We start from the raw sequence: 19450 nt of genomic DNA on the forward strand, positions 1-19450 counted from the left end.
TCCAGTTGTATTGGCCAATTTAAGGCGTTCTAACAGGATAAAGTTTCATGCTCCGGGATGTCATTGATCATCTCCCGCGCCGTGGCCGACAGTAGACGTGGGAGAATCCGGTCATCATCCAGCCGCCAGGCACAGCAAAAGTTGAGAGCCGGAGCGGCCGGTAGACGCTCAAGAACCTTCAAACGTCCTTCGTTGACGCCTGTCGCCACCAAAGGTTCCGGTAAAAAAGCGATACCGACGCCCTGCTCCACCAGCGTTAACAGACTGGCCACTGAGCTGCATGTGTGCACCACCGGCGCTTGATCGCCCAGCGGTTCAAACAGCTTTTGCAGGTGCCGCCAGGGGCGTGTGCCTCGGGGGAAGGATAAGACGGGCCGGTCTCGAAGATCGCCCAGGCCTCTGATAGAGCGCTCCTGCCCCAAGGCTGAACTTCCTACCCAGCATTGAGCGTAGCTGCACAGCGGCTCGGTGACAAATGCGGGCAGGGGGTGTTCATCGGCGACCATCAGTACCAGATCCAGCTCCGAGGCGTTGAGCTGATTGATCAGAGAGGCGGTGGTGTCGGAGATCAGTTCGTAAGCGATGAGGGGGTGCTGTTCATGCCAGATTGCCAGCAGCTTCGAGAGCCAGAGGTGTGCCAGGGTATCAACGATGCCGATTCTGAGAACGCCGCGCTCCGGTGCATCGTCGACCAGTTGGGCTTTCATCTCCCGGCTGATCGCCACCAGCTTTTCCGCATAGGGGAGAAGTTGGGTGCCCCTTGGAGTCAGATGAGTACCGCGTTTGTCACGAACGAATAGCTGGACATTGAGCTCATCTTCCAGCGCGGCAATCCGGGCAGAGATTGCCGGCTGGGAAGCGTGCAGCTGGGTGGCCGCCGAATGAAAGCTGCCCAGCCGCGCTACGGTTAAAAAGGTGTGAAGGTTTCGCAGGCGCAAATCGGTTCGCTCCGCTAGAAGGCTATTGGGGCGTCAGCGTTGCGAAGCCGGTGATTTCCCGAAGTTGCGCGATGACATACTCCCCTTCATTGAACGGGAGGCCGTCTTCGGTCAGTTCATTGAGTCGAGTGACGCCGTCCACGCTGCCGCGCTCGGAAAGATACCGCAGGATCGCCGGTGGGTCGATGCGAGCCAGCAGATCCTCGCCGCTCCAATAACCCAGCAGCGCGATCAGGCCATAGGCGCCCCAATTAGAAACATCGGCGATCAGTAGTTCATCAACGCGGGTGGCGCTGGGAACGATGTTCAGCTTGCTGATCGCATCATAAATATTACCCATACCGATTTCGTTACCGCCATCGCCGATGCCGATGGTGGGGCAGTTGGCCGCACGAACAAAGGTGTCGAAGCAGGCGGTGCGAGCGCTGATGCTCTCGCCACGCATGTTGTAGTAGCCGCCATCTTTGGCTTGTCCCGGTCGCTCAATGGAGACAACCGCCTCCGGTCGGTAGCGGGCCAGGGCTTCCAGCGCTTCCAGTTCACGTTCGTCATGCTCGCCCACCTGGATCTCGTGGATCCGGTAATCCGGCGCCAACATCTTTGAGATCGGTTTACCGCAGACGATGATCGGATCCGCACCCAGATGTTTGAGCGTCTGGTAAAGTGCAATAGCACCCACCGGCCCATCCGTCTCGAAGGTATCTACCACCGGGAAACCGGTGCCGATCAAAACCGTACCCTTGATGTTATGCAGATAACGAGCTGCACGGGCGTAATAGCCGGTCTGCAACGCCGGTTGTACGTCGCGCATGCCGCGCAGGTTCTGGCGTACCAGAATATCCTCGATCTGCTTGCTGAGAGTGGAGTCTTGGCTTGTCATGATGCTTGTTATCCTTTCAGACCGACACAGCGATAGGGTTAATCATTTGATAGTAACGACGGCTTAGCAGCAGCTGGTTGTGTGCTTCATCCTGAGTAAAGGGGGTGAAGCTCACTTCGGTACCGGGCAGCATCTGTGCAAGACGCGCGGTATCCGGCGAGAACAGGCTGCCGATTTTCGGGTAGCCGCCGATTGTCTGGCGATCATTCAGCAGCACGATGGGTTGACCATCTGCCGGCACCTGGATCGCTCCGAGGCAGATACCCTCTGACAGGATGCCGTTGATCGAAGGTGATATCGCCGGACCTTCAAGCCGATAGCCCATACGATCTGCCCGATCACTCACCTTATAACTGCTGGTGAAGAGAATCTGTTTCTGGACCTCACTGAACGCGTCCTGCTGATAGCCCAGGATCACCCGCAATGGGCTGGTATCCCGGTAATCCGGTTGATACTGCTTGGGTAGCCGGTAGCCCGCCCCCTGGGGTTCGCTGGAGCAGGGGAGAATGTCGCCGCTTTGCAGCTTCTGGCCATTGAGTCCTCCCAGCTTTTCGCGTTGTACGGTTGCCGTGCTGTCGAACATGGGCTCAATCTGAAAGCCACCGCTCACCGCCAGATAAGCGCGGGCACCGGCTTTGCTAAAGCCGGCTTCCAGTCGCTCGCCCGCCCGGATCCGGTGGGCGCACCAGCGTTCCACTTCATTGCCTGCGATCTTCAGCGGCATCTCGCCGCCAGTCAGGACCACCCAGGTGTCGACCTGAGCCTCCAGAACCAAACCGCCAATGCTGATTTCCAGCACAGTGGCATTGTTGTCGTTATCGAGCAGCCGGTTGGCCCAGTCAAACGCACTGGGGTCCAGTGGACCGCCGGTGGTGAGGCCAATGCGGTGGTGGCCAAAGCGGCCACGGTCGGTGATCAGGGTCATCAACCCAGGCTGTAACACCTTGAATCCGTTCATAGTTCACCTCCCAGTTCCAGGTAGCGCTCTCTGCTGATCGGTTCGAAACTGACCCGGTCGCCAACCTGAACCGGCATGCTGGGATCCGCATCCGGGTTGAACATACGGGTCGGGCAGCGACCGATCAGGTTCCAGCCGCCAGGCGAGGCTGCTGGGTAAATGGCCGTTTGGCGGTCCGCGATGGCGACTGAACCTCGCGGTACGGATTGGCGTGGGGTAGAAAGCCGTGGCGCTGCGATACGCTCATCCACCTGACCCAGGTAAGCGAACCCGGGGGCGAAGCCGATGGCATAGACCCGGTATTCGGTGTTGGCGTGCAGGTTAATCACCTCGTCGATGCTCATCTGTGCCCGTTGCGCCAGTGCTTCCAGGTCGGGCCCTGACTCCGTGTCATACCAGACCGGTAGCGTGATCAGGTTGCCTTCATGGGTGCTCTCCGCCGCGCCGGACTCTGCGATCGAACGCAACTGACGTCGAACCTCAAGATGGTCGGTCTGGAACGGATCGTAGATCACCAGCAGGGAGGCGTAGGAGGGCACCAGATCGATTATCGCGGATCCTAAAAGCCGTTCGGTTTCAGCAACGGCATGCTGCACCTGAGCTGAGATCCGCGGGTCGGTTTCCTCGCCAAAATAGACGATCAGGGCGTTCTCGCCGGCGACTTCTATCCTCATGATTTCAGCAGCTCCCGGATCTCTCGAATCGCTTCGATGCCTTCGGCGTTGTCACCATGGACACAGATGGTGTCGATATGCAGTTTCAGAGTATGACCGCTGACCGTGGTGATGGTCTGGCTGTCGGCGATCTGACGTACCTGTTCCAGCATCTTTTCCCGGGTATGGACGGCACCGGGTTTGGTGCGGGAAAGCAGTTTGCCGTCATCGTCATAACAACGGTCGGCAAAGGCTTCGAATAACAGTTCGATGCCGTAGTGTTCCGCCTCCTGACGGTGGTTATCCGCCTCCGGGGTGGCCTGCAGCATCAGCTTGACCGGTCGATAATAATCGGCGATCGCCTTCATGATCGCTTGACGCACGGACGGCTTGGCCATCATGTCGTTGTAAAGCGCACCATGGGGTTTTACGTATTCAAGATGCAGCTGTGCGGAAGCGGCCATGCCATCCAGTGCGGCAAGCTGATAATGGATCAGCGCGTGGATTTCATTGGCGCTGGCGTGGATTGAGCGGCGCCCAAACCCCATCAGGTCGGGGTAGGCCGGGTGAGCCCCAACCTGAACGCCATTTTCACGTGCCATGCGCAGCGTTTTCTGCATGACCAGCGGGTCGCCCGCGTGAAACCCGCAAGCGATATTGGCCTGATCGATGTGGGGCATAACGTGTTCGTCCATGCCCATGCTCCAGGCACCGAAGCTTTCGCCGAGATCACAATTGAGCAGCATGAGTCCTCCCGTATGAAAAATCAGAGAATGGCCAGACGGCTATTGGGCAGGTCGGTAACCAGCATATGGCCCGGGCTGTGAGTGATGCAGACCGGCGGTCGAGCGGATTCTATCGCCACCTGTGGTGTAACACCGCAGGCCCAGAATACCGGGACTTCGCCTTCATTAATGCTGACCGCATCACCGAAATCCGGTTTGCTGAGGTCATTGATGCCGATGGCTGCCGGGTCGCCGAAATGCAGTGGCGCGCCGTGAACGGATGGGAACCGAGAGCAGATCTGGATCGCCCGGATCGCATCCGCCGGTTTCATCGGACGCATACTGACCACGGTAGTGCCGCTGAAGCGTCCCGCGCTCTTGCAGGGAATGTTGGTGCGATACATCGGCACGTTCACTTTCTCTGTGATATTGCGGATTTCCAGACCATCCGCCATCAGCGCTTCTTCAAAAGAGAACGAACAGCCGAGCAGGAAGGCGACCATATCATCCTGCCAGTGGCCGGAAATATCGGTCACCTCTTCCACCAGCGCGCCATCCCGGTAGAGCCGGTAGCGGGGTACATCCCGGCGGATATCAATATCCTCGCCCAGGTCCGGCAGCATGAAGTCACCGGGCGAAGCCGACATGCCGATCAATGGGCAGGGTTTGGGGTTGAACTGGCAGAACTTGAGGAATTCATCGGCGTAGTCCGCCGGCAGAATGGCTAAATTGGCCTGCACATAGCCTGGGCAGTAGCCCGAGGTATTGCCATTGAATGCACCGCTGCGGATTTGCTGGCGCAGCGCCAGAGGGGTGGAGTTGTCTGCCATGTATACAAAGCCCTCTTTATCAGAAATGGGTCGCATCGACATAAAAATGTGATAAAGAGAGTGTATAACGCTTTCAAGGGATGTCTAATCGATATTGGCTGCTAGCGTTGATAACTTTTGTTTATCAGTGTGCGCGAGTTGAAAAGTTAAATTGAAAGAGTAAACAAGGTGGCCCGGCGGCCGCCATAAGACGGATGCCGGGGAATAGAGAGTGGGTGTTGTCAGCCTGCCAGCAGTTTTTCCAGTTTGACCTGATCCGCGGCAAAGTTGCGGATACCTTCGGCCAGTTTCTCGGTCGCCATGGCATCGCCGTTCATCGCCCAGCGGAAGCTCTGTTCATCCAGCTGTTCCTGTGCATCGTCGCTGCGGCTCTCGGGAGAGAGGCGGCGGTCCAGTGGCGCATTGGTTTCAGACAGCTCTTTAAGCAGCGCGGGGGAGATCGTCAGGCGGTCACAGCCGGCCAGAGACTGAATTTCTCCGATATTGCGGAAGCTCGCGCCCATGACGATGGTGTCATAGTCGTGGTTTTTGTAATAACGGTAGATGCGGCTCACCGACTGAACGCCCGGGTCGTTATCCAGAGCGAAGTCAGCCTGCGGCTCACGCGCTTTATGCCAATCCAGAATACGCCCCACGAAGGGTGAGATCAGAAAAACCCCGGCGTCGGCACAGGCCTGAGCCTGGCTGAACCCGAACAACAGTGTGAGGTTGCAGTTAATGCCTGCCTTTTCCAGCTCTCTGGCCGCCTCGATCCCTTCCCAGGTGGAGGCGATCTTGATCAGAACGCGGGAGGCGTCCACGCCCTGCTGCTGATAGAGATCGAGCAGTCGCTTGGCCTTCTCGACGGTGCCTCGGGTATTGAACGAAAGGCGCGCGTCGACTTCGGTGGATACCCGGCCCGGAACGATCTGTGTGATCTCGCGGCCGATCAGAACCGCCAGATAGTCGCACATGTTCGCCAGCTGCTCTTCCTGGCTGCCGCCCTGTGATGCAGCATACTGGCGAGCTTTCTCCAGCAGCGGCGCATACTTTTCATCCTGGCTTGCTTTAAGTAGAAGCGAGGGGTTGGTGGTGGCGTCCACCGGCTGAAAGGTGCGGATGGCATCGATGTCGCCGGTGTCGGCAACAACCGTGGTCATCTGCTTAAGCTGTTCGAGCTGATCCATGGGCGTTTTCGTCCTCTTGGGGCTGTGTATTCGGGGTAACAAACTCCAGTGCCTGGCGGAAGGTGTTTGCGCAGGCACCGCGCTGGTGGCCATTCTCGCTCAGATAGCGGCGGAACTGTCGGCCGCCACGCTGGCCGTGGAACAGGCCCAGCAGGTGTTTTACAACGGCGTAGAGTGGGGCGCCTTCAGCAAGGCGACGCTCCAGATAGGGTATAAAAGCTTCCGCTACTTCTATTCGGCTCAGCGGCGTCTCGTGGGTGCCAAACAGCTGCTGGTCCACTTCGCTGAGCAGTGGGTAGGGGTTCTGGTAGGCTTCACGACCAACCATGACGCCATCCACATGGGTTAGATGATGCTTGGCTTCTTCCAGAGATTTGATACCACCGTTAATAATGATCTCAAGCTCCGGGTAGAGTCGTTTGATCTCATAAACGAAGTCGTATTTCAGTGGCGGAATCTCGCGATTTTCCTTGGGGCTCAAGCCTTGCAAAATCGCTTTGCGTGCGTGAATGGTGAAGCTGGTGCAGCCGCTTTCACGGACCTGTTCAACAAAACCGTGCAGATGTTCGAAACTGTCCAACTCATCGATACCTAGGCGATGCTTGACCGTTACCGGAATGCGGGTGGTCGCCTGCATCTCGCTCAGGCATTCAGCGACCAGCCTCGGGTGGGCCATCAGACAGGCGCCGATCATATTGTTCTGGACCCGGTCGGAAGGGCAGCCCACGTTCAGGTTGACCTCATCGTAGCCGGCCTCCTCTGCCATGCGTGCGCAGAGAGCAAGTTCCTTGGGATCGCTGCCGCCAAGCTGAAGGGCAACCGGATGTTCGCTGGCGTCATAATGCAGGAAGCGCTCCCGGTCGCCGTGAATCAGAGCGCCGGTGGTTACCATCTCGGTATAAAGCAGTGTCTGAGCTGACATCAGCCTGTGAAAGACGCGACAATCCGACGTAGTCCAGTCCATCATCGGCGCTACGCTGAAGCGCCGGCTGGGTTCTTTCGCTTGAGTGTGCGTCAGGGGTTCTGCTTTGTCAGTCGTTGGTTTTTCGGTCATCGAGGGCCGTGAAAAAAATCGTTGCACATACGCGGATGCGCCGTGGTGGAAATTGGCCGCCAATATATCACAGTGCCCGTGACAACCCTATTCCAGGCAGTGCTCCCCCTCTGGCTTAAGTCGGGTGGGCTGCATTTCGTGCGGCGATGCGGGTCGCGCGGCCCTCTCGTAGTGTTTGTCTCTCAATCACATCAAAGCCGCACAGCTTTAACAATTGTTCGATATCCTCGGCACTGTATCGATTGTGCTCAAAATAATCGCGAAAACACTCGTGCATCGTCGGGGCGTCGGCCGGGTCGTGAGCAAAGTCCAGGTCAGGGAACTTATGGTGCAGGAAGTTGACTACTGGCTGGCGCACCATGTCGGTGAGAATCAAAACACCGCCGGGTTTAAGCCAGTGGCGCAGAGCCTGGAATAGATTGATCGGCTGGTACAGCTCGTGAATCAACATATTGGCAAGGCAGGCGTCGAGCGGGGCGCTGTCGAAAAAAGCAGGCCCGGGGGCATTAAGATCGGCGATGCGGATCTCCAGATTGGCGGGTTGATCCTCAACCCTGGCCAGCATGTAGGGTGCGATTTCGATTCCGGTGAGTCGGTAGTCCGGATGTTTCTGAGCGAGCTGCTTCAGAAACAGAGCGGGCCCACATCCCAGGTCGGCGATGTGAAGCGCGTTCCCCGAAGGCGTATGAGCATACCAAAATGACCAGAAGTCATTATCATGGTTGCGCTCATGGGTATCGATGGTGCGCTCGGCGGCGCGGTGCCCATCACCACCGTGGTGCTGTTCGAGGTAGCGACGGGTTTTATTGAGTTCGTCGGTCATGAGAGTGTCCTGCGCCGGTCGCGGTTAATCTGACGTTATAGATGAGCATATCACGGGCTTACAATGACAAGACGCGTTGAGCTGTATTCTGTGGGGGAGTTTCAGTGTTTGTGACCAAGGCGACGGGTTTCGGCCGTTTTTATCATGCAACCCGTTACTCAATTAAGGGTATACGGGCGGCTTATCAGAGTGAACCGGCGTTTCGTTACGAGGCGTGGGCGGCTGCGCTGATGTTTGTGCTCTCTTTTTGGGTGGCCCAGACGGGATTGCAGTGGGGGCTGATGGTGGCCGCGCTGCTGATCGTTCTGCTCACCGAGCTGGTGAATACGGCCATCGAAGCGGTGGTTGATCGTGCGGGTACCGAATTTAATACGCTGGCCGGCTTGGCCAAGGATTTGGGCTCGGCGGCGGTTTTTTGTTCGCTGCTGATTACGGCGGCTATCTGGGGCGGTGTTATCTGGGACAATTACTTCTCGGGCATGTGAGAAGCAAAAAAAACGCCGCTTACCTCTCGGTAGCGGCGCATTCGCAGTGCCCCTCGTGTGCGAAAAAATGGTTGGAGTGCCGCTGCTTTGCGTCTGGCTACCAACCTGATTCGTATAAAGCACATGCTGTGCCAATTAGGTAAAAAGCGCTTTGTTCGGCGGTTTTACGGGCGATGTACCTGATATTTAACCGCTGGCTAACGGAAAATCTCACCAAATCGGTGCAGTGTTGCACGTTGCTGGTGCCAGAAATGCTGCGCTGCGGCAGGCTGGATTTAAAACGGCGCAACTAAGCCGACGATAGCCGGGATACCTCTTTCAGGGCTATAATTGCCGCTTTTCCCAATACATTCTCGAATCAGGACATTATGACCGTTCGTACCCGTATCGCACCCTCTCCGACCGGCGACCCCCACGTCGGCACCGCTTATATCGCTTTGTTCAACCTGGCATTCGCACGTCAGCATGGTGGCCAGTTCGTGCTGCGTATCGAGGACACCGACCAGACCCGCAGTACGCCGGAGTCTGAGAAGGCGATCCTGGATTCCCTGCGTTGGCTGGGCCTGGAATGGGATGAAGGCCCGGATGTGGGCGGTGAGTTTGGTCCTTATCGTCAGAGCGAGCGCAAGGATATGTACAAGGACTTTGCCATGCGCCTGGTGGAAGAGGGCAAGGCATTCCTGTGTTTCCGTACCGCCGATGAGCTCAATGAGCTACGTGAGGCCAATAAGGAAGCGGGTCGTCAGCGTGCACTGAAGCAGGAAGACCTGGAACTGCCCGCTGATGAGGCAGAGCGTCGTATGGCCGCGGGTGAACCCTACGTGGTACGTATGAAAGTGCCCACCGAAGGTGTCTGCGAAGTCGACGATATGCTGCGTGGCACCATGGAGCTGGACTGGGCCCAGGTGGATGCACAGATTCTGCTTAAATCCGATGGTATGCCGACTTACCACCTGGCCAACGTGGTTGATGATCATCTGATGAAGATCACCCATGTTATCCGCGGAGAGGAGTGGATCAACTCCGCGCCCAAGCACAAACTGCTGTACGAGTACTTTGGCTGGGATATGCCGCGTTTGTGCCATATGCCGTTGCTGCGCAACCCGGATAAAACCAAGCTCTCCAAGCGTAAGAACCCGACCAGTATTCTTTACTACCAGCGCATGGGTTACATGCCGGAAGCGCTGCTGAACTATCTCGGCCGCATGGGCTGGTCGATGCCGGACGAGCGGGAGAAGTTCTCCCGTGCGGAGATGTTTGAGGCCTTTGATATTCAGCGCGTGTCCCTCGGTGGGCCGGTGTTTGATCAGGAAAAACTGAGCTGGCTGAATGGTCTCTGGATTCGTGAGGATCTAACAGCCGAGCAGTTTGCTCAACGCTTCCAGCAGTGGGCGCTGAACCCGGAATACCTGATGCAGATTATTCCGCTGATCCAGCCTCGCGTAGAGAAGTTCTCCGATGTGGCACCACTGGCAGGCTTTTTCCTGTCCGGCATGATGCCGGTTAGCGAAGCGAGCTTTGAGCATAAGAAGCTGGAGATCGACGATGTGCGTCGGATTCTTCAGTTTGCTTCCTGGTACCTGGATGAGCAGCGCCACTGGGATCGTGATCAGCTGTTCAACGGCCTGAAAGCGCTGGGCGAAGCGCTCGGGTTCAAGATACGCGACTTCCTGTTCCCGCTGTTTGTAGCGATCTCCGGTACCGCTCAGACGGTCTCCGTTGTCGATGCGATGGAGATTCTGGGGCCGGATATCAGCCGTGCCCGGGTGCGTCATGCGCTGGAGGTGATTGGTACGCCGTCCAAAAAGCAGACCAAAACCTGGGATAAAGAGTATCGTGGCCTAAGCGTGTAACCGCTTATGTTTGCTTTGTTACCGAACGGCCACCCACTGCGGTGGCCGTTTTTGTTTAAAAACTAACCTGTTGATCGTAAAAGAAAACTTGGGTAAAGGCCGGTGCTTAAAAACGCTTGACAGCCATCGGAGCGCTCAGTAGTATACGCCCGGTCTTTACGGAGGGGCCTTAGCTCAGCTGGGAGAGCGCAACACTGGCAGTGTTGAGGTCAGCGGTTCGATCCCGCTAGGCTCCACCAAATCCGTAAATGTCACTCAGCGTCCCATTCGTCTAGTGGCCTAGGACACCGCCCTTTCACGGCGGTAACAGGGGTTCGAACCCCCTATGGGACGCCATTTCCTCTTCAGGTTTCATACCTGATTCGTGGGGCCTTAGCTCAGCTGGGAGAGCGCAACACTGGCAGTGTTGAGGTCAGCGGTTCGATCCCGCTAGGCTCCACCACTTTTGCGGCAGATCAGCCGAAATCACCACCAATTTCCTTTTCAGTAATCCATGCCTGCTGAGTTTTACGTTGCAGGGAAACTCTCTAAACAGCAATAGATAATCAGCTATGTGTGGATGCTAAAGACGTTGTTCCGGAATATGTGAGATGAGAAGTTCCCATTTAAAAATAGATGGGAACGTAATATGCACGAATCCAGAGGGTGTTCATAGTTCTGTATCAGCCAGTATTCACAGATCGACGTACTCGTCGATCCGCCCCTCAAAGTGGATGCTCAGCTGCGACAGCGTGAGGTTCCAGTTCTGGACCGGATGAGTCCATTTTTCGGAGGCCTTCAACATAGTACGCCGACAGATTCTCCCACTTGCTACGCCAGGATTTGATCACCAGCGGATACTGCTGGCCCCATTTGGTTTCCAGGTCGTCCAACGCTTGTTCTGCCGCGTTTTGGGTTGTCGCCCGGTACACACACTTTAGATCCACCATAAAGGCCTTCTGGTTCTTGCTGGCGACGTACTTCATCGAGTTGCGGATTTGGTGGATGATGCAGAGCTGCACTTCGGTTTTCGGGAAGATGGTGGCAATGGCTTCCGGGAAGCCGGCCAGGCCGTCCACTGAGGCAATCAGGATATCCTTGACGCCGCGATTGTTCAGGTCGGTGAGGATATTGAGCCAGTAGCGAGCCCCTTCGCTTTCGGACCGATAAAGGCCCAACAGCTCTTTCTTGCCCTCGATATTGAGGCCCAGGATGGTGTAGAGCACCTTGGAGACGAAGCTTCCGTTTTCCTTGACTTTGTAGTGGATCGCATCGAGCCAGACGAAAGGTTAGACCGGTTCCAGATCGCGTTCTTGCCAGGCTTTCAGCTCCGGTACCAAGCGGTCGGTAATGGCGTTGATGGTGCCGTTGGAGACCTCCAGGCCGTACAGATCCATCAAGTGCTCACGGATGTTCTGATAGCTGTTGCCCAATGCGAACAGCAACGGCACCTTACGCTCCATTTCATCGGTCAGGCGGGTCTGGTATTTCTTTACGGTCTGAGGTTCAAAGGAGCCGTTACGATCACGCGGCGTATCCAGTTCAAACTGACCGGATGAGGTCTTGATGGTCTTACGTGACGAGCCGTTCTTGCGATTGGGAGTCGCGTTGCTGGCGAGGTGGTGATCCAGTTCACCGGCCACAGCGGCTTCCGTGACCTGTTTGATCAGAGGTGTCAGCAAACCGTCCTTGCCGTTGATCGGCTGGCCGGACTGCAAAGCCTTGGCGAAGGCCTCAACGTCGATTTCAAATTTGTTGTCGGACATGGTGTGTCGTTCCCTGTTTGGAGCAGTTTAGGTAAACGACACAGAACTTTGAACACTACCCCATCCGGGCCTCATAATTTTTTAAGGGGATGCCGTTCGATAAAAAACCCCGCCGAAGCGGGGTTTTATTAACGTGCTGTTGATAATAACCTGAGAGCGGCTTCAACTAAAAAGTGTGATCTGTTTTTAAATAGTTTGTTCTCGCTGACTGTTTTATCGATTTTGGTTACAAGTAAGTGGGGTAATGTAATATTTAATCTATCGATTTGGCCCATATATCTGGTTAGGTCTACTTCGATCATAAACCACACACCTCCACTATACTCCTCCTGATGGGTTAGCTCCTCCAGTTGACTGGCCTGAGGGATATCCTCCCCGTCTTCAACCAGGGTTTCCAATTGCAGATCGATCGCCTCGTTTACGTTACCGATGGCTTCTTCTAATGTATCACCTGCTGAAAAACAACCTGGGAGATCCGGCACAGTTACACCGTATGCGCTATTTCCCTCTTGATGAATCACCACGGGATACAGCATATTTTTCACCTTTTGGTCCCTTTTGGATTACCAGTTACTTGCCTCTCGAGGAAAAGCAACCGGGCTATTTAAGCCCGGCCTGCTTCAAGATACTGGCAACAGTTTTGGATGGCAGATCCCTTTTAGGGTGAGGCAAGGTTACTTTGCCTTCTTTTGTGGGGGGCTTCAGTTGGTGATGCGAACCCCTTACCTTGTGGATATACCATCCATCTTCTTCCAGCACCTTCAGTAGATCCCGACTATTCATCGGCTGCTCCCTGTCGGTTGCTGACTATTTCAATTATACACACCATACACACTCAGTCAAATTGAAGTGTGTATGGTGTGTGTTTCAGGGGAGCGTCTGAGCAAGTCCTCCGCATGAGACAATCCTCTGTTCAGGCATATCGGGGATATTTCAGCTTACCTTCTCTGACAGCGAGCTCAGCAACACGCGCCGTCAGACCGGCACGGAGAAGTTTTTGGCGGGGGACGATCACCTTGCTACTGGCAGACTGGCAGATTATCTGTTGTTATTTAGAGTGTTTTGGTACGACGTAAACCTCAGCAGGCAGATAAACGATGATCTACTTTGCCTATGGTTCCAACATGTCTCTGGCCAGGCTGACTCAGCGAGCACATGGTGCCCGACGGATCGCCTGCGGGCTGATCGAGGCTCATGATCTGCGCTTTCATAAGGTGAGTCCCGACGGTTCCAGCAAGTGCGATGCTTTTTATACCGGTGAGCCGGACGATTGCGTTCATGGTTGTGTATTTGAACTGAGCCCGCACGAAGAGCTGATTCTCGATGAAGTTGAAGGCTTGGGCAGAGGCTACGAGAAGAAGACGGTCCCGGTGTTATGCGCCGATGGTGCTGTCATTCATGCACAAACCTATTATGCGACACTGATCGATCCGGCGCTGACCCCTTATGACTGGTATCTGAATCATGTGCTCGTCGGAGCCCGTGAACTGTTGTTGCCCGACAGTTACCTTGCCCGCATTGAGTCGGTTCCCAGCCGGGTTGACCCGGATCGCGAGCGAAGCCTGAGGCAGTGGTCTGTCCACAATAATAGCAATGCGAACCTGGCGTGATAGAGGGCTTTGGCGTTCGGCTTTTGCCGCGCTGCTGGGGCTGATTGCGCTCTTCGCGTTGGGCCAGTCGGGTTATTTTCTTTGGCACACCTTTGTCAATCGCTCAGCCCCGGCCAGTGTTTTATCCGGATACTGGGCACCGGCAGTGGCTTTCTCTATTCCCGGCGCTGTTTTGTTATACCATGCTAGGGCTATTTTTCTGGGCCGCCCCGTTGGCTGGCGAGTGTGCATCGATATTCTGGTCGCACTGTTCTGGCTTGGGACGTTGCTCGTTTTTGGCCTGTTGGCCCTGGATCTTTGAGCAGAGCCGTTCGGTGTAAAACTGAATCAGGGACTGATAATGACCCATTCCCAACTGCATTGGCCGTCGACCGATCTGGAAGCATTAAAAGCCAGGTTGCATCGTGTTGATGAGTTTCTGATCATTCAGGATCTGGATGGCGTCTGCATGGGGCTGGTCAATGATCCACTGACACGCCGGATCGAGCCAGGTTACCTGCACGCGGTATCTCGATTGAAAGGGCGCTTCTTTGTATTAACCAACGGCGAGCATATTGGCTGTCGGGGCGTTAACGGAATCGTTGATCGGGCACTGAGCGAAAGCGACGCCGAACCCGAAGATCACGGGCTCTACCTGCCGGGGTTAGCCGCGGGCGGTGTGCAGTGGCAGACAGCCGGTGGCCAGGTTTCTCACCCTGGCGTTGAGGAGGCGGAGCTTGAATTTCTGGCATCGATACCGGCCAGAGCCCGCGTCTTTCTGGATCACTGGTTATCAGCCCGGGATTTAGGGCTCTCAGGGTCCGCGCTGGAGAGGCTGATCGATGCGACCGTGTTGGATAACCGGGTCTCGCCCACGCTGAACCTGAACTCCCTCTATCGGGTGCTGAGGGATAGCCTTGAAACCTATCGCCAGTTACAGACTGACGCGCTTGGGTTTATGCATCAGTGCCTGGCTGACGCGCAAGCGCTGGGTCTTGATGATGCGTTCTTCATTCACCTGGCACCGAATCAGGGAAGCGAGGCGGGGGTAGAGCGACTGAAACCGGCCAGTGAAACCGGTGCAGGCACCACGGATATACAGTTTATGTTGCGTGGTGCGGTCAAGGAGGCCGGCGTACTGGCGCTGTTGAATCGCTACTATGGAACGCGCACCGGCCAATACCCGCTGGGGGAGGCGTTTAGCGTGCGGCAGGCGCCTCGATCGTTGGAGGCGCTGATTACGCTCGCGCAAGATGCGTTTGACCCAGAGCTTATGCCTGTGTTGGTAGGGGTGGGGGATACGCTCACCAGCTTTCCTGATAAAGGGCATTACCAGCGTGGTGGCAGTGACCGAGGATTTCTGACCCTGCTCAAAGCTTTGGGCGATCGCTTTCACACGGATAGCCTGGCACTGTTCGTCGATAGCAGTGGTGGAGAAGTGGCCCGGCCCGGCGTCTTAGCCTCTGAGCTTGATACAGATCCGGCTCGGGCCTTGGCGGGTATCACTGATCCAGAGGATCCATTAAAAATTGATTTTGTGTTTACCGGTGGGCATCACCAGTATGTGAGTTTTTTCTGCGATCTGGCTCATGGGCTGACGCATCCAGGAGGGAGCATCCCGTGACCTATAAACAACTTGCTTTTATTCATTTGGGCCTGATTATTCCGGCGATTGTGCTGGGAGCAGGGCTTCTGTTGGCTAAGAAGGGCACCGATCGCCACCGGTTGGCAGGGCGGCTGTATATGGTGCTGATGTTTTCCACGGCGCTGGTCTCTCTGTGGATGCCCGCTCATGTGGGGCCGCAACTGCTATTTCACTTCGGTTACATCCATTTACTAAGTCTATTGACGCTGGTGACGGTACCTCTGGCCTGGTGGGGGATACGTCAGGGTAACCTGCGGTTGCACCGCAATGCGATGATCGGATTGTTTACAGGCGGTATACTGGTCGCTGGAACATTCGCGCTCATGCCGGGCCGGATGCTCAATAGCTGGATTTTCTAATTCTGATGTTTGCAAACCGCCGCAGCCTTTTTCTTCTGCTCTCGGTGCTGATCTTTCTGACCGATGCGCTATTTGTTGTATTGAACTACCAGAGTGACCGGCAAACCCTCAATCAGACTCTGGCTGATGAGGGTAAAGCGCTACATAAGTCTTATCAGGTCGCGTTATCGATGACGCTGACCAATATGCAGCAGATAGCTACCTTCGTGGCCGGCGACCCTCGTGTACAGACTCTGTTTGAGCAAGCCGTGGACGCGGTGGAGCAGGAGGGTGGTGGTCCCGGCGGTCCGAAGGCCGCTCGCCTGAGAGATGAGCTGTATGAAGTGGTCGCGCCTGGTTGGCAGAAAATGACGGCCGAGTATCAAGTTCGGCAACTTCATTTCCATCTGGGGCCTGGCTCCACCAGTTTTCTGCGCGTGCACAAGCCTGAAAAATTTGGCGACAATATGGATGATCTTCGCCATATGGTGGTCGATGTTAATCGTGATCGTCAGCCACGGACAGGGCTGGAGTTGGGGCGGGTATACGCGGGTTTGCGCGGTATTGTTCCGGTCTTCAGTCCAGCCAGTCCCAGAGAGCCCATCGGCGCCCTGGAAGTGGGGACCTCCTACGGTACCTTGATAGACTCCCTGAGTCAGTCGATCGGTGCACAGGTCGCCGTCCTGCTCAAAGAGCAGCGGGTGGAGGAAGCGACCTGGCAGCGGCCAAATGAGTCCCTGATGACTGATTGCGGTTGCTTTATAGAGGCAACGTCCTCGTCCTCTCTTATTGAGCTTCTGAGTCTGGAAGATGAATCGCACCAGCCCGCATCCTTCGAGGGCCGAACCTATCTGGTTGAAGCGGAGAGTGGGCACTACGCAGTCTCTGAGTTTGCGATTCGTGACTATGTCGGCCAGCGGGATGGCAGCGCAGATTCTGTAGGGCGGGTTGTGATCTGGTGGTCCGCCGATGATCTGATCGCCGGGCTGGAGGCGAGTACCTGGCGCAACGTGGTGTATGGCCTGATCGGTTTCGTGCTGATTGAGGTGGTCCTGTTCGGAGCGATGCGTCTGACTTTACGTGGGCTGGAAGGTGAGGTTGTGCGCCGTACACGAGAAATTCACGACTTGAATGACCGGCTGAAAAAGATAGCCCATCATGACTTCCTCACCGGTGTTTATACCCGTCGGTATTTAATCGAACGGTTGCAGCAGGAATGTAATCGAGCCAGTCGAGAGCAAACGCCGTTAACGCTGCTGATGCTCGATATCGATTACTTCAAGATGATCAACGATACCTATGGACATCCTGCGGGCGATCAGGTGTTGGCGGACATGGGGGCGCAGTTGCTTGATAACTGTCGGGATTATGACCTGGTGGGGCGTTATGGTGGAGAGGAGTTCTGTGTCGTTCTGCCCGGTCTTGAGGTTGCTGAAGCGTTCAAGGTAGCAGAGGCGCTGCGCCTGCGGATTCAGCGCAGCCTGGCATTGCCGGATAAAGCCGGCAAACCGGTTACCGTCAGTATCGGCTTGGCCGAGTACGATCCGGAGCAGTCCTACCAGCAGTTAATCAAGACCGCTGATCAGGCCCTTTACCGGGCCAAGGAAAATGGCCGGAATCGTTCGATCATATCTGAGCCTCTGGTGACTTCCGGCTGACAAACTGTTGCCTGACTACGCTGTTAAACGCCTCAACGTAGCCTGCGTCGAACTGGCTCCCCGAGTTGGCGTTTACCTCCGATACGGCGCTGAGTAGCGAGCGTTTATAGCTGCGGTCCGCGCGTTCGCTGGTAATGGAGCAGAAGGTGTCGACGATTGCCAGAATTCTCGCGCCCGGATGAATCTGTTCTGCTTTCAAACCGCCGGGATACCCCTGGCCATCAACGCGCTCATGATGCTGAAGTACGATAGTTGAAGCTTCATCCCATCCACCCAGGTTGATCAGTAACTGACTTCCCAGCTTCACATGCTCCTGCAGCAGCTTTGTTTCATGGTTGGTAAGGCCGGTTGTTTTTTCCAGAATCGTTTGGGGGACAAAGCCCATGCCTAAATCATGGACCAGTACGGCCGCTTCAAGTTGCTGGGGGCTGGCAGGCTTATCGAGCATGTCATTGAGTGCTAGGGCCAGAGCGAGCTCTTCCCTGGAGCGCTCCCGTCGGTAGATGCTTAACCCATCTATTTTTTCAGCCAGTGTCTGGAACAAAGCGCGGTGATCGGGTTTGAGCGTCAGGGCTGGGTTGGGTTTCACCGGTGCGCCAGTGACGGCCTGCCCGCCGATCCGGGACAGGGCGCATTCAAGCGTTTCCACAAAACAGGGAGCGGGCGCCAGTACCAGCAGGTCGAGCTGATCGGCGAGGGTGATCAGTTTATTGTCATCTGTGACGCCGTCAGCAATCAGCGTTCGCAAAAGGTATTCGGTCTGCGAGCAGGTCACGGACACCAGGTCGCTGACCCGATCAGACAGGGGGATTTCACATTTGCGGATCCGGTCGAGAACCTCTTCCAGCCGATGCAGTATATCAACCACGGACTGAGCGCCGATCATGGCACAGTTGCCTTTGAACGAATGAAGGTGGCGGAAGACGCCGTTCACATCATCCAGGCTTTGGCTGCGTTCAAGCGCTAGCAGCGAGTCCTGGATAGAGAGCAGGTTCTCTTCCATGCACTCGAAGAAATCAGCAATCAGTGAGGGAGTGAGCTCCAGCTCATCCAAAATGACAACGGCGTTCATGATTCTTAAGTTACGGTGGTCGCTAACAGTTGTTCACCAATATATGTCACAAATGTCGCAAAGTATATAAGTGCTTTGTTTGTCTGGGCTGAAATTTACTCATCGATCAGGTTTTGATGGCCGTTTCCGCCTATTGTGATTACGAGCGAAACGATAAAATTGGATCGTCTTATTCACGGCAAATGGAGTTTGGTAACCCGATGTCCCCCATTCTCAGAAAGGCGGCTCTCGCTGCTGCTGCACTTGTGCTTCTCGGCTGTTCGGCTTCACCCACCGGCGAAAGTACGTTATTACTGAACTCCCCGGAGCAGATGAATACGCTGGGGCGGCAGAGCTTCGAACAGCTCAAAGCGAATACACCAGTCGAGGATGATCCGGCGCTGAACGCTTATGTCAGCTGCGTTGCGCACGCGGTGCTTGATCAGGTGCCGGCTCATTACGGTTATGGAGCGGATGACTGGGAGGTTGTCGTATTCCGTGATGACGCCATCAACGCATTTGCGCTGCCCGGGGCCAAAATCGGCGTCTACACCGGCATGCTGAAAACCGCTCAGAATCAGGATCAGCTGGCGGCGGTGCTGGGTCATGAGGTTGCTCATGTGCTGGCTCAGCACGGCAATGCCCGGATGAGCCAGCAGCAACTGACTCAGATAGGTCTAGGGATCACAACAATTCTTCTCACTGACCGGGTCGAGACCCGTACTCAGAAAATGTTGGTAGGTGCTTTGGGATTGGGGGCTCAGTTTGGTGTTCTGCTGCCATACAGCCGCAGTCATGAGCAGGAAGCGGATGTCATGGGGCAGGAAATAATGGCGAATGCAGGCTTCAACCCCACCGAGGCGGCGGAGCTCTGGCGTGTTATGGCGCAGCAGGGTGGTGCCCAGCCGCCGGAGTTCATGTCGACCCACCCGTCACAGTCGCGACGTATTGATATGTTGAGCCAGCGTGCCCCGGCGCTGATGCCACTCTACCGGCAGGCGCAGGCGGCGGGGTACAAACCCCAGTGTGAACGTCTCAGACGGTAACCAACAAAAGATC

At 55.8% G+C, this 19450-nt stretch carries 20 protein-coding genes, 3 tRNA genes and 1 pseudogene; 11 read left to right on the forward strand and 13 right to left on the reverse strand.

Annotated features, from left to right (window positions below; translation table 11 throughout):
• Positions 1–29 precede the first annotated feature (29 nt).
• From G403_RS0101180 to G403_RS21735, 9 genes are all read right to left on the reverse strand, one after another.
• A complete protein-coding gene (locus G403_RS0101180; RefSeq protein WP_027852370.1) occupies positions 30–938 on the reverse strand; it encodes a LysR family transcriptional regulator in 909 nt (302 codons plus the stop codon).
• A gap of 22 nt (positions 939–960) precedes the next feature.
• Positions 961–1818: a DUF4392 domain-containing protein gene (locus G403_RS0101185; RefSeq protein ID WP_027852371.1), complete on the reverse strand. Its 858-nt coding sequence runs from the start codon at positions 1816–1818 to the stop codon at positions 961–963.
• Between the two features lie 16 nt (positions 1819–1834).
• Positions 1835–2776, reverse strand: a complete 942-nt coding sequence (locus tag G403_RS0101190; RefSeq protein WP_027852372.1) for a 5-oxoprolinase subunit C family protein — start codon at positions 2774–2776, stop codon at positions 1835–1837.
• Complete coding sequence (gene pxpB, locus G403_RS0101195; protein ID WP_027852373.1) at positions 2773–3450, reverse strand: 5-oxoprolinase subunit PxpB; 678 nt, start codon at positions 3448–3450, stop codon at positions 2773–2775. The genes G403_RS0101190 and pxpB overlap by 4 nt, the downstream gene beginning before the upstream one ends.
• Entirely contained in the window at positions 3447–4175 is a 729-nt protein-coding gene (locus tag G403_RS0101200; protein ID WP_027852374.1) for a 5-oxoprolinase subunit PxpA, read from the reverse strand. The genes pxpB and G403_RS0101200 overlap by 4 nt, the downstream gene beginning before the upstream one ends.
• Before the next feature lie 20 nt (positions 4176–4195).
• Entirely contained in the window at positions 4196–4984 is a 789-nt protein-coding gene (locus G403_RS0101205) for a putative hydro-lyase (protein ID WP_027852375.1), read from the reverse strand.
• Positions 4985–5205: 221 nt separating this feature from the next.
• The gene (tal, locus tag G403_RS0101210) at positions 5206–6150 is read right to left on the reverse strand and encodes a transaldolase (protein ID WP_027852376.1); all 945 of its coding nucleotides are present in this window, start codon (positions 6148–6150) and stop codon (positions 5206–5208) included.
• Complete coding sequence (dusA, locus tag G403_RS21730) at positions 6128–7204, reverse strand: tRNA dihydrouridine(20/20a) synthase DusA (protein WP_084403884.1); 1077 nt, start codon at positions 7202–7204, stop codon at positions 6128–6130. Before dusA ends, tal begins: the two co-directional genes overlap by 23 nt.
• A gap of 115 nt (positions 7205–7319) precedes the next feature.
• A complete protein-coding gene (locus G403_RS21735) occupies positions 7320–8027 on the reverse strand; it encodes a class I SAM-dependent methyltransferase (RefSeq protein ID WP_051298335.1) in 708 nt (235 codons plus the stop codon).
• Between the two features lie 110 nt (positions 8028–8137).
• On the opposite strand from G403_RS21735, the gene G403_RS0101225 reads away from it, so the two are divergent.
• The 5 genes from G403_RS0101225 (at position 8138) to G403_RS0101245 (ending at position 10807) form a co-directional block, all read left to right on the forward strand.
• A complete protein-coding gene (locus G403_RS0101225) occupies positions 8138–8512 on the forward strand; it encodes a diacylglycerol kinase (RefSeq protein WP_027852377.1) in 375 nt (124 codons plus the stop codon).
• Between the two features lie 368 nt (positions 8513–8880).
• Positions 8881–10365 carry a glutamate--tRNA ligase gene (gltX, locus tag G403_RS0101230; RefSeq protein WP_027852378.1) on the forward strand — a complete coding sequence of 495 codons (1485 nt, stop codon included), beginning with the start codon at positions 8881–8883 and terminating at the stop codon, positions 10363–10365.
• A 163-nt stretch (positions 10366–10528) separates the two neighbouring features.
• Positions 10529–10604, forward strand: a tRNA-Ala gene (locus tag G403_RS0101235).
• Positions 10605–10625: 21 nt separating this feature from the next.
• Positions 10626–10701 (forward strand) — tRNA-Glu (locus G403_RS0101240).
• Positions 10702–10731: 30 nt separating this feature from the next.
• Positions 10732–10807, forward strand: a tRNA-Ala gene (locus tag G403_RS0101245).
• A gap of 231 nt (positions 10808–11038) precedes the next feature.
• Here G403_RS0101245 and G403_RS21740 read toward each other — a convergent pair.
• The 3 genes and pseudogenes from G403_RS21740 to G403_RS0101260 form a co-directional block, all read right to left on the reverse strand.
• A pseudogene (locus tag G403_RS21740) lies at positions 11039–12110 on the reverse strand (IS256 family transposase).
• A gap of 128 nt (positions 12111–12238) precedes the next feature.
• The gene (locus G403_RS0101255) at positions 12239–12646 is read right to left on the reverse strand and encodes a type II toxin-antitoxin system HicB family antitoxin (RefSeq protein ID WP_027852379.1); all 408 of its coding nucleotides are present in this window, start codon (positions 12644–12646) and stop codon (positions 12239–12241) included.
• Positions 12647–12710: 64 nt separating this feature from the next.
• Positions 12711–12893, reverse strand: coding sequence for a type II toxin-antitoxin system HicA family toxin (locus G403_RS0101260; RefSeq protein WP_027852380.1), 183 nt, complete (start codon positions 12891–12893; stop codon positions 12711–12713).
• A gap of 314 nt (positions 12894–13207) precedes the next feature.
• On the opposite strand from G403_RS0101260, the gene G403_RS0101265 reads away from it, so the two are divergent.
• The 5 genes from G403_RS0101265 to G403_RS24250 are packed head-to-tail and all read left to right on the forward strand — an operon-like array spanning position 13208 to position 17340.
• Positions 13208–13720, forward strand: a complete 513-nt coding sequence (locus tag G403_RS0101265) for a gamma-glutamylcyclotransferase family protein (protein WP_027852381.1) — start codon at positions 13208–13210, stop codon at positions 13718–13720.
• Entirely contained in the window at positions 13704–14021 is a 318-nt protein-coding gene (locus G403_RS0101270; RefSeq protein WP_027852382.1) for a hypothetical protein, read from the forward strand. The genes G403_RS0101265 and G403_RS0101270 overlap by 17 nt, the downstream gene beginning before the upstream one ends.
• A gap of 39 nt (positions 14022–14060) precedes the next feature.
• The gene (gene stpA / locus G403_RS21745; RefSeq protein ID WP_051298340.1) at positions 14061–15323 is read left to right on the forward strand and encodes a glucosylglycerol 3-phosphatase; all 1263 of its coding nucleotides are present in this window, start codon (positions 14061–14063) and stop codon (positions 15321–15323) included.
• Positions 15320–15703 (forward strand): DUF2306 domain-containing protein, encoded by a 384-nt coding sequence (locus tag G403_RS0101280; RefSeq protein WP_027852383.1) that lies wholly within the window; start codon positions 15320–15322, stop codon positions 15701–15703. Before stpA ends, G403_RS0101280 begins: the two co-directional genes overlap by 4 nt.
• A gap of 5 nt (positions 15704–15708) precedes the next feature.
• Positions 15709–17340 (forward strand): sensor domain-containing diguanylate cyclase, encoded by a 1632-nt coding sequence (locus G403_RS24250; RefSeq protein ID WP_051298342.1) that lies wholly within the window; start codon positions 15709–15711, stop codon positions 17338–17340.
• Here the strand turns inward: G403_RS24250 and G403_RS24255 are convergent.
• Positions 17309–18412, reverse strand: coding sequence for an HD domain-containing phosphohydrolase (locus tag G403_RS24255; protein WP_051298344.1), 1104 nt, complete (start codon positions 18410–18412; stop codon positions 17309–17311). The genes G403_RS24250 and G403_RS24255 overlap by 32 nt on opposite strands.
• A gap of 200 nt (positions 18413–18612) precedes the next feature.
• On the opposite strand from G403_RS24255, the gene G403_RS0101295 reads away from it, so the two are divergent.
• Positions 18613–19437: a M48 family metallopeptidase gene (locus tag G403_RS0101295; RefSeq protein ID WP_027852384.1), complete on the forward strand. Its 825-nt coding sequence runs from the start codon at positions 18613–18615 to the stop codon at positions 19435–19437.
• The last annotated feature ends 13 nt before the right edge of the window (positions 19438–19450 follow it).

The sequence above is a fragment of the Marinobacterium litorale DSM 23545 genome (assembly GCF_000428985.1).
Taxonomy (GTDB): domain Bacteria; phylum Pseudomonadota; class Gammaproteobacteria; order Pseudomonadales; family Balneatricaceae; genus Marinobacterium_D; species Marinobacterium_D litorale.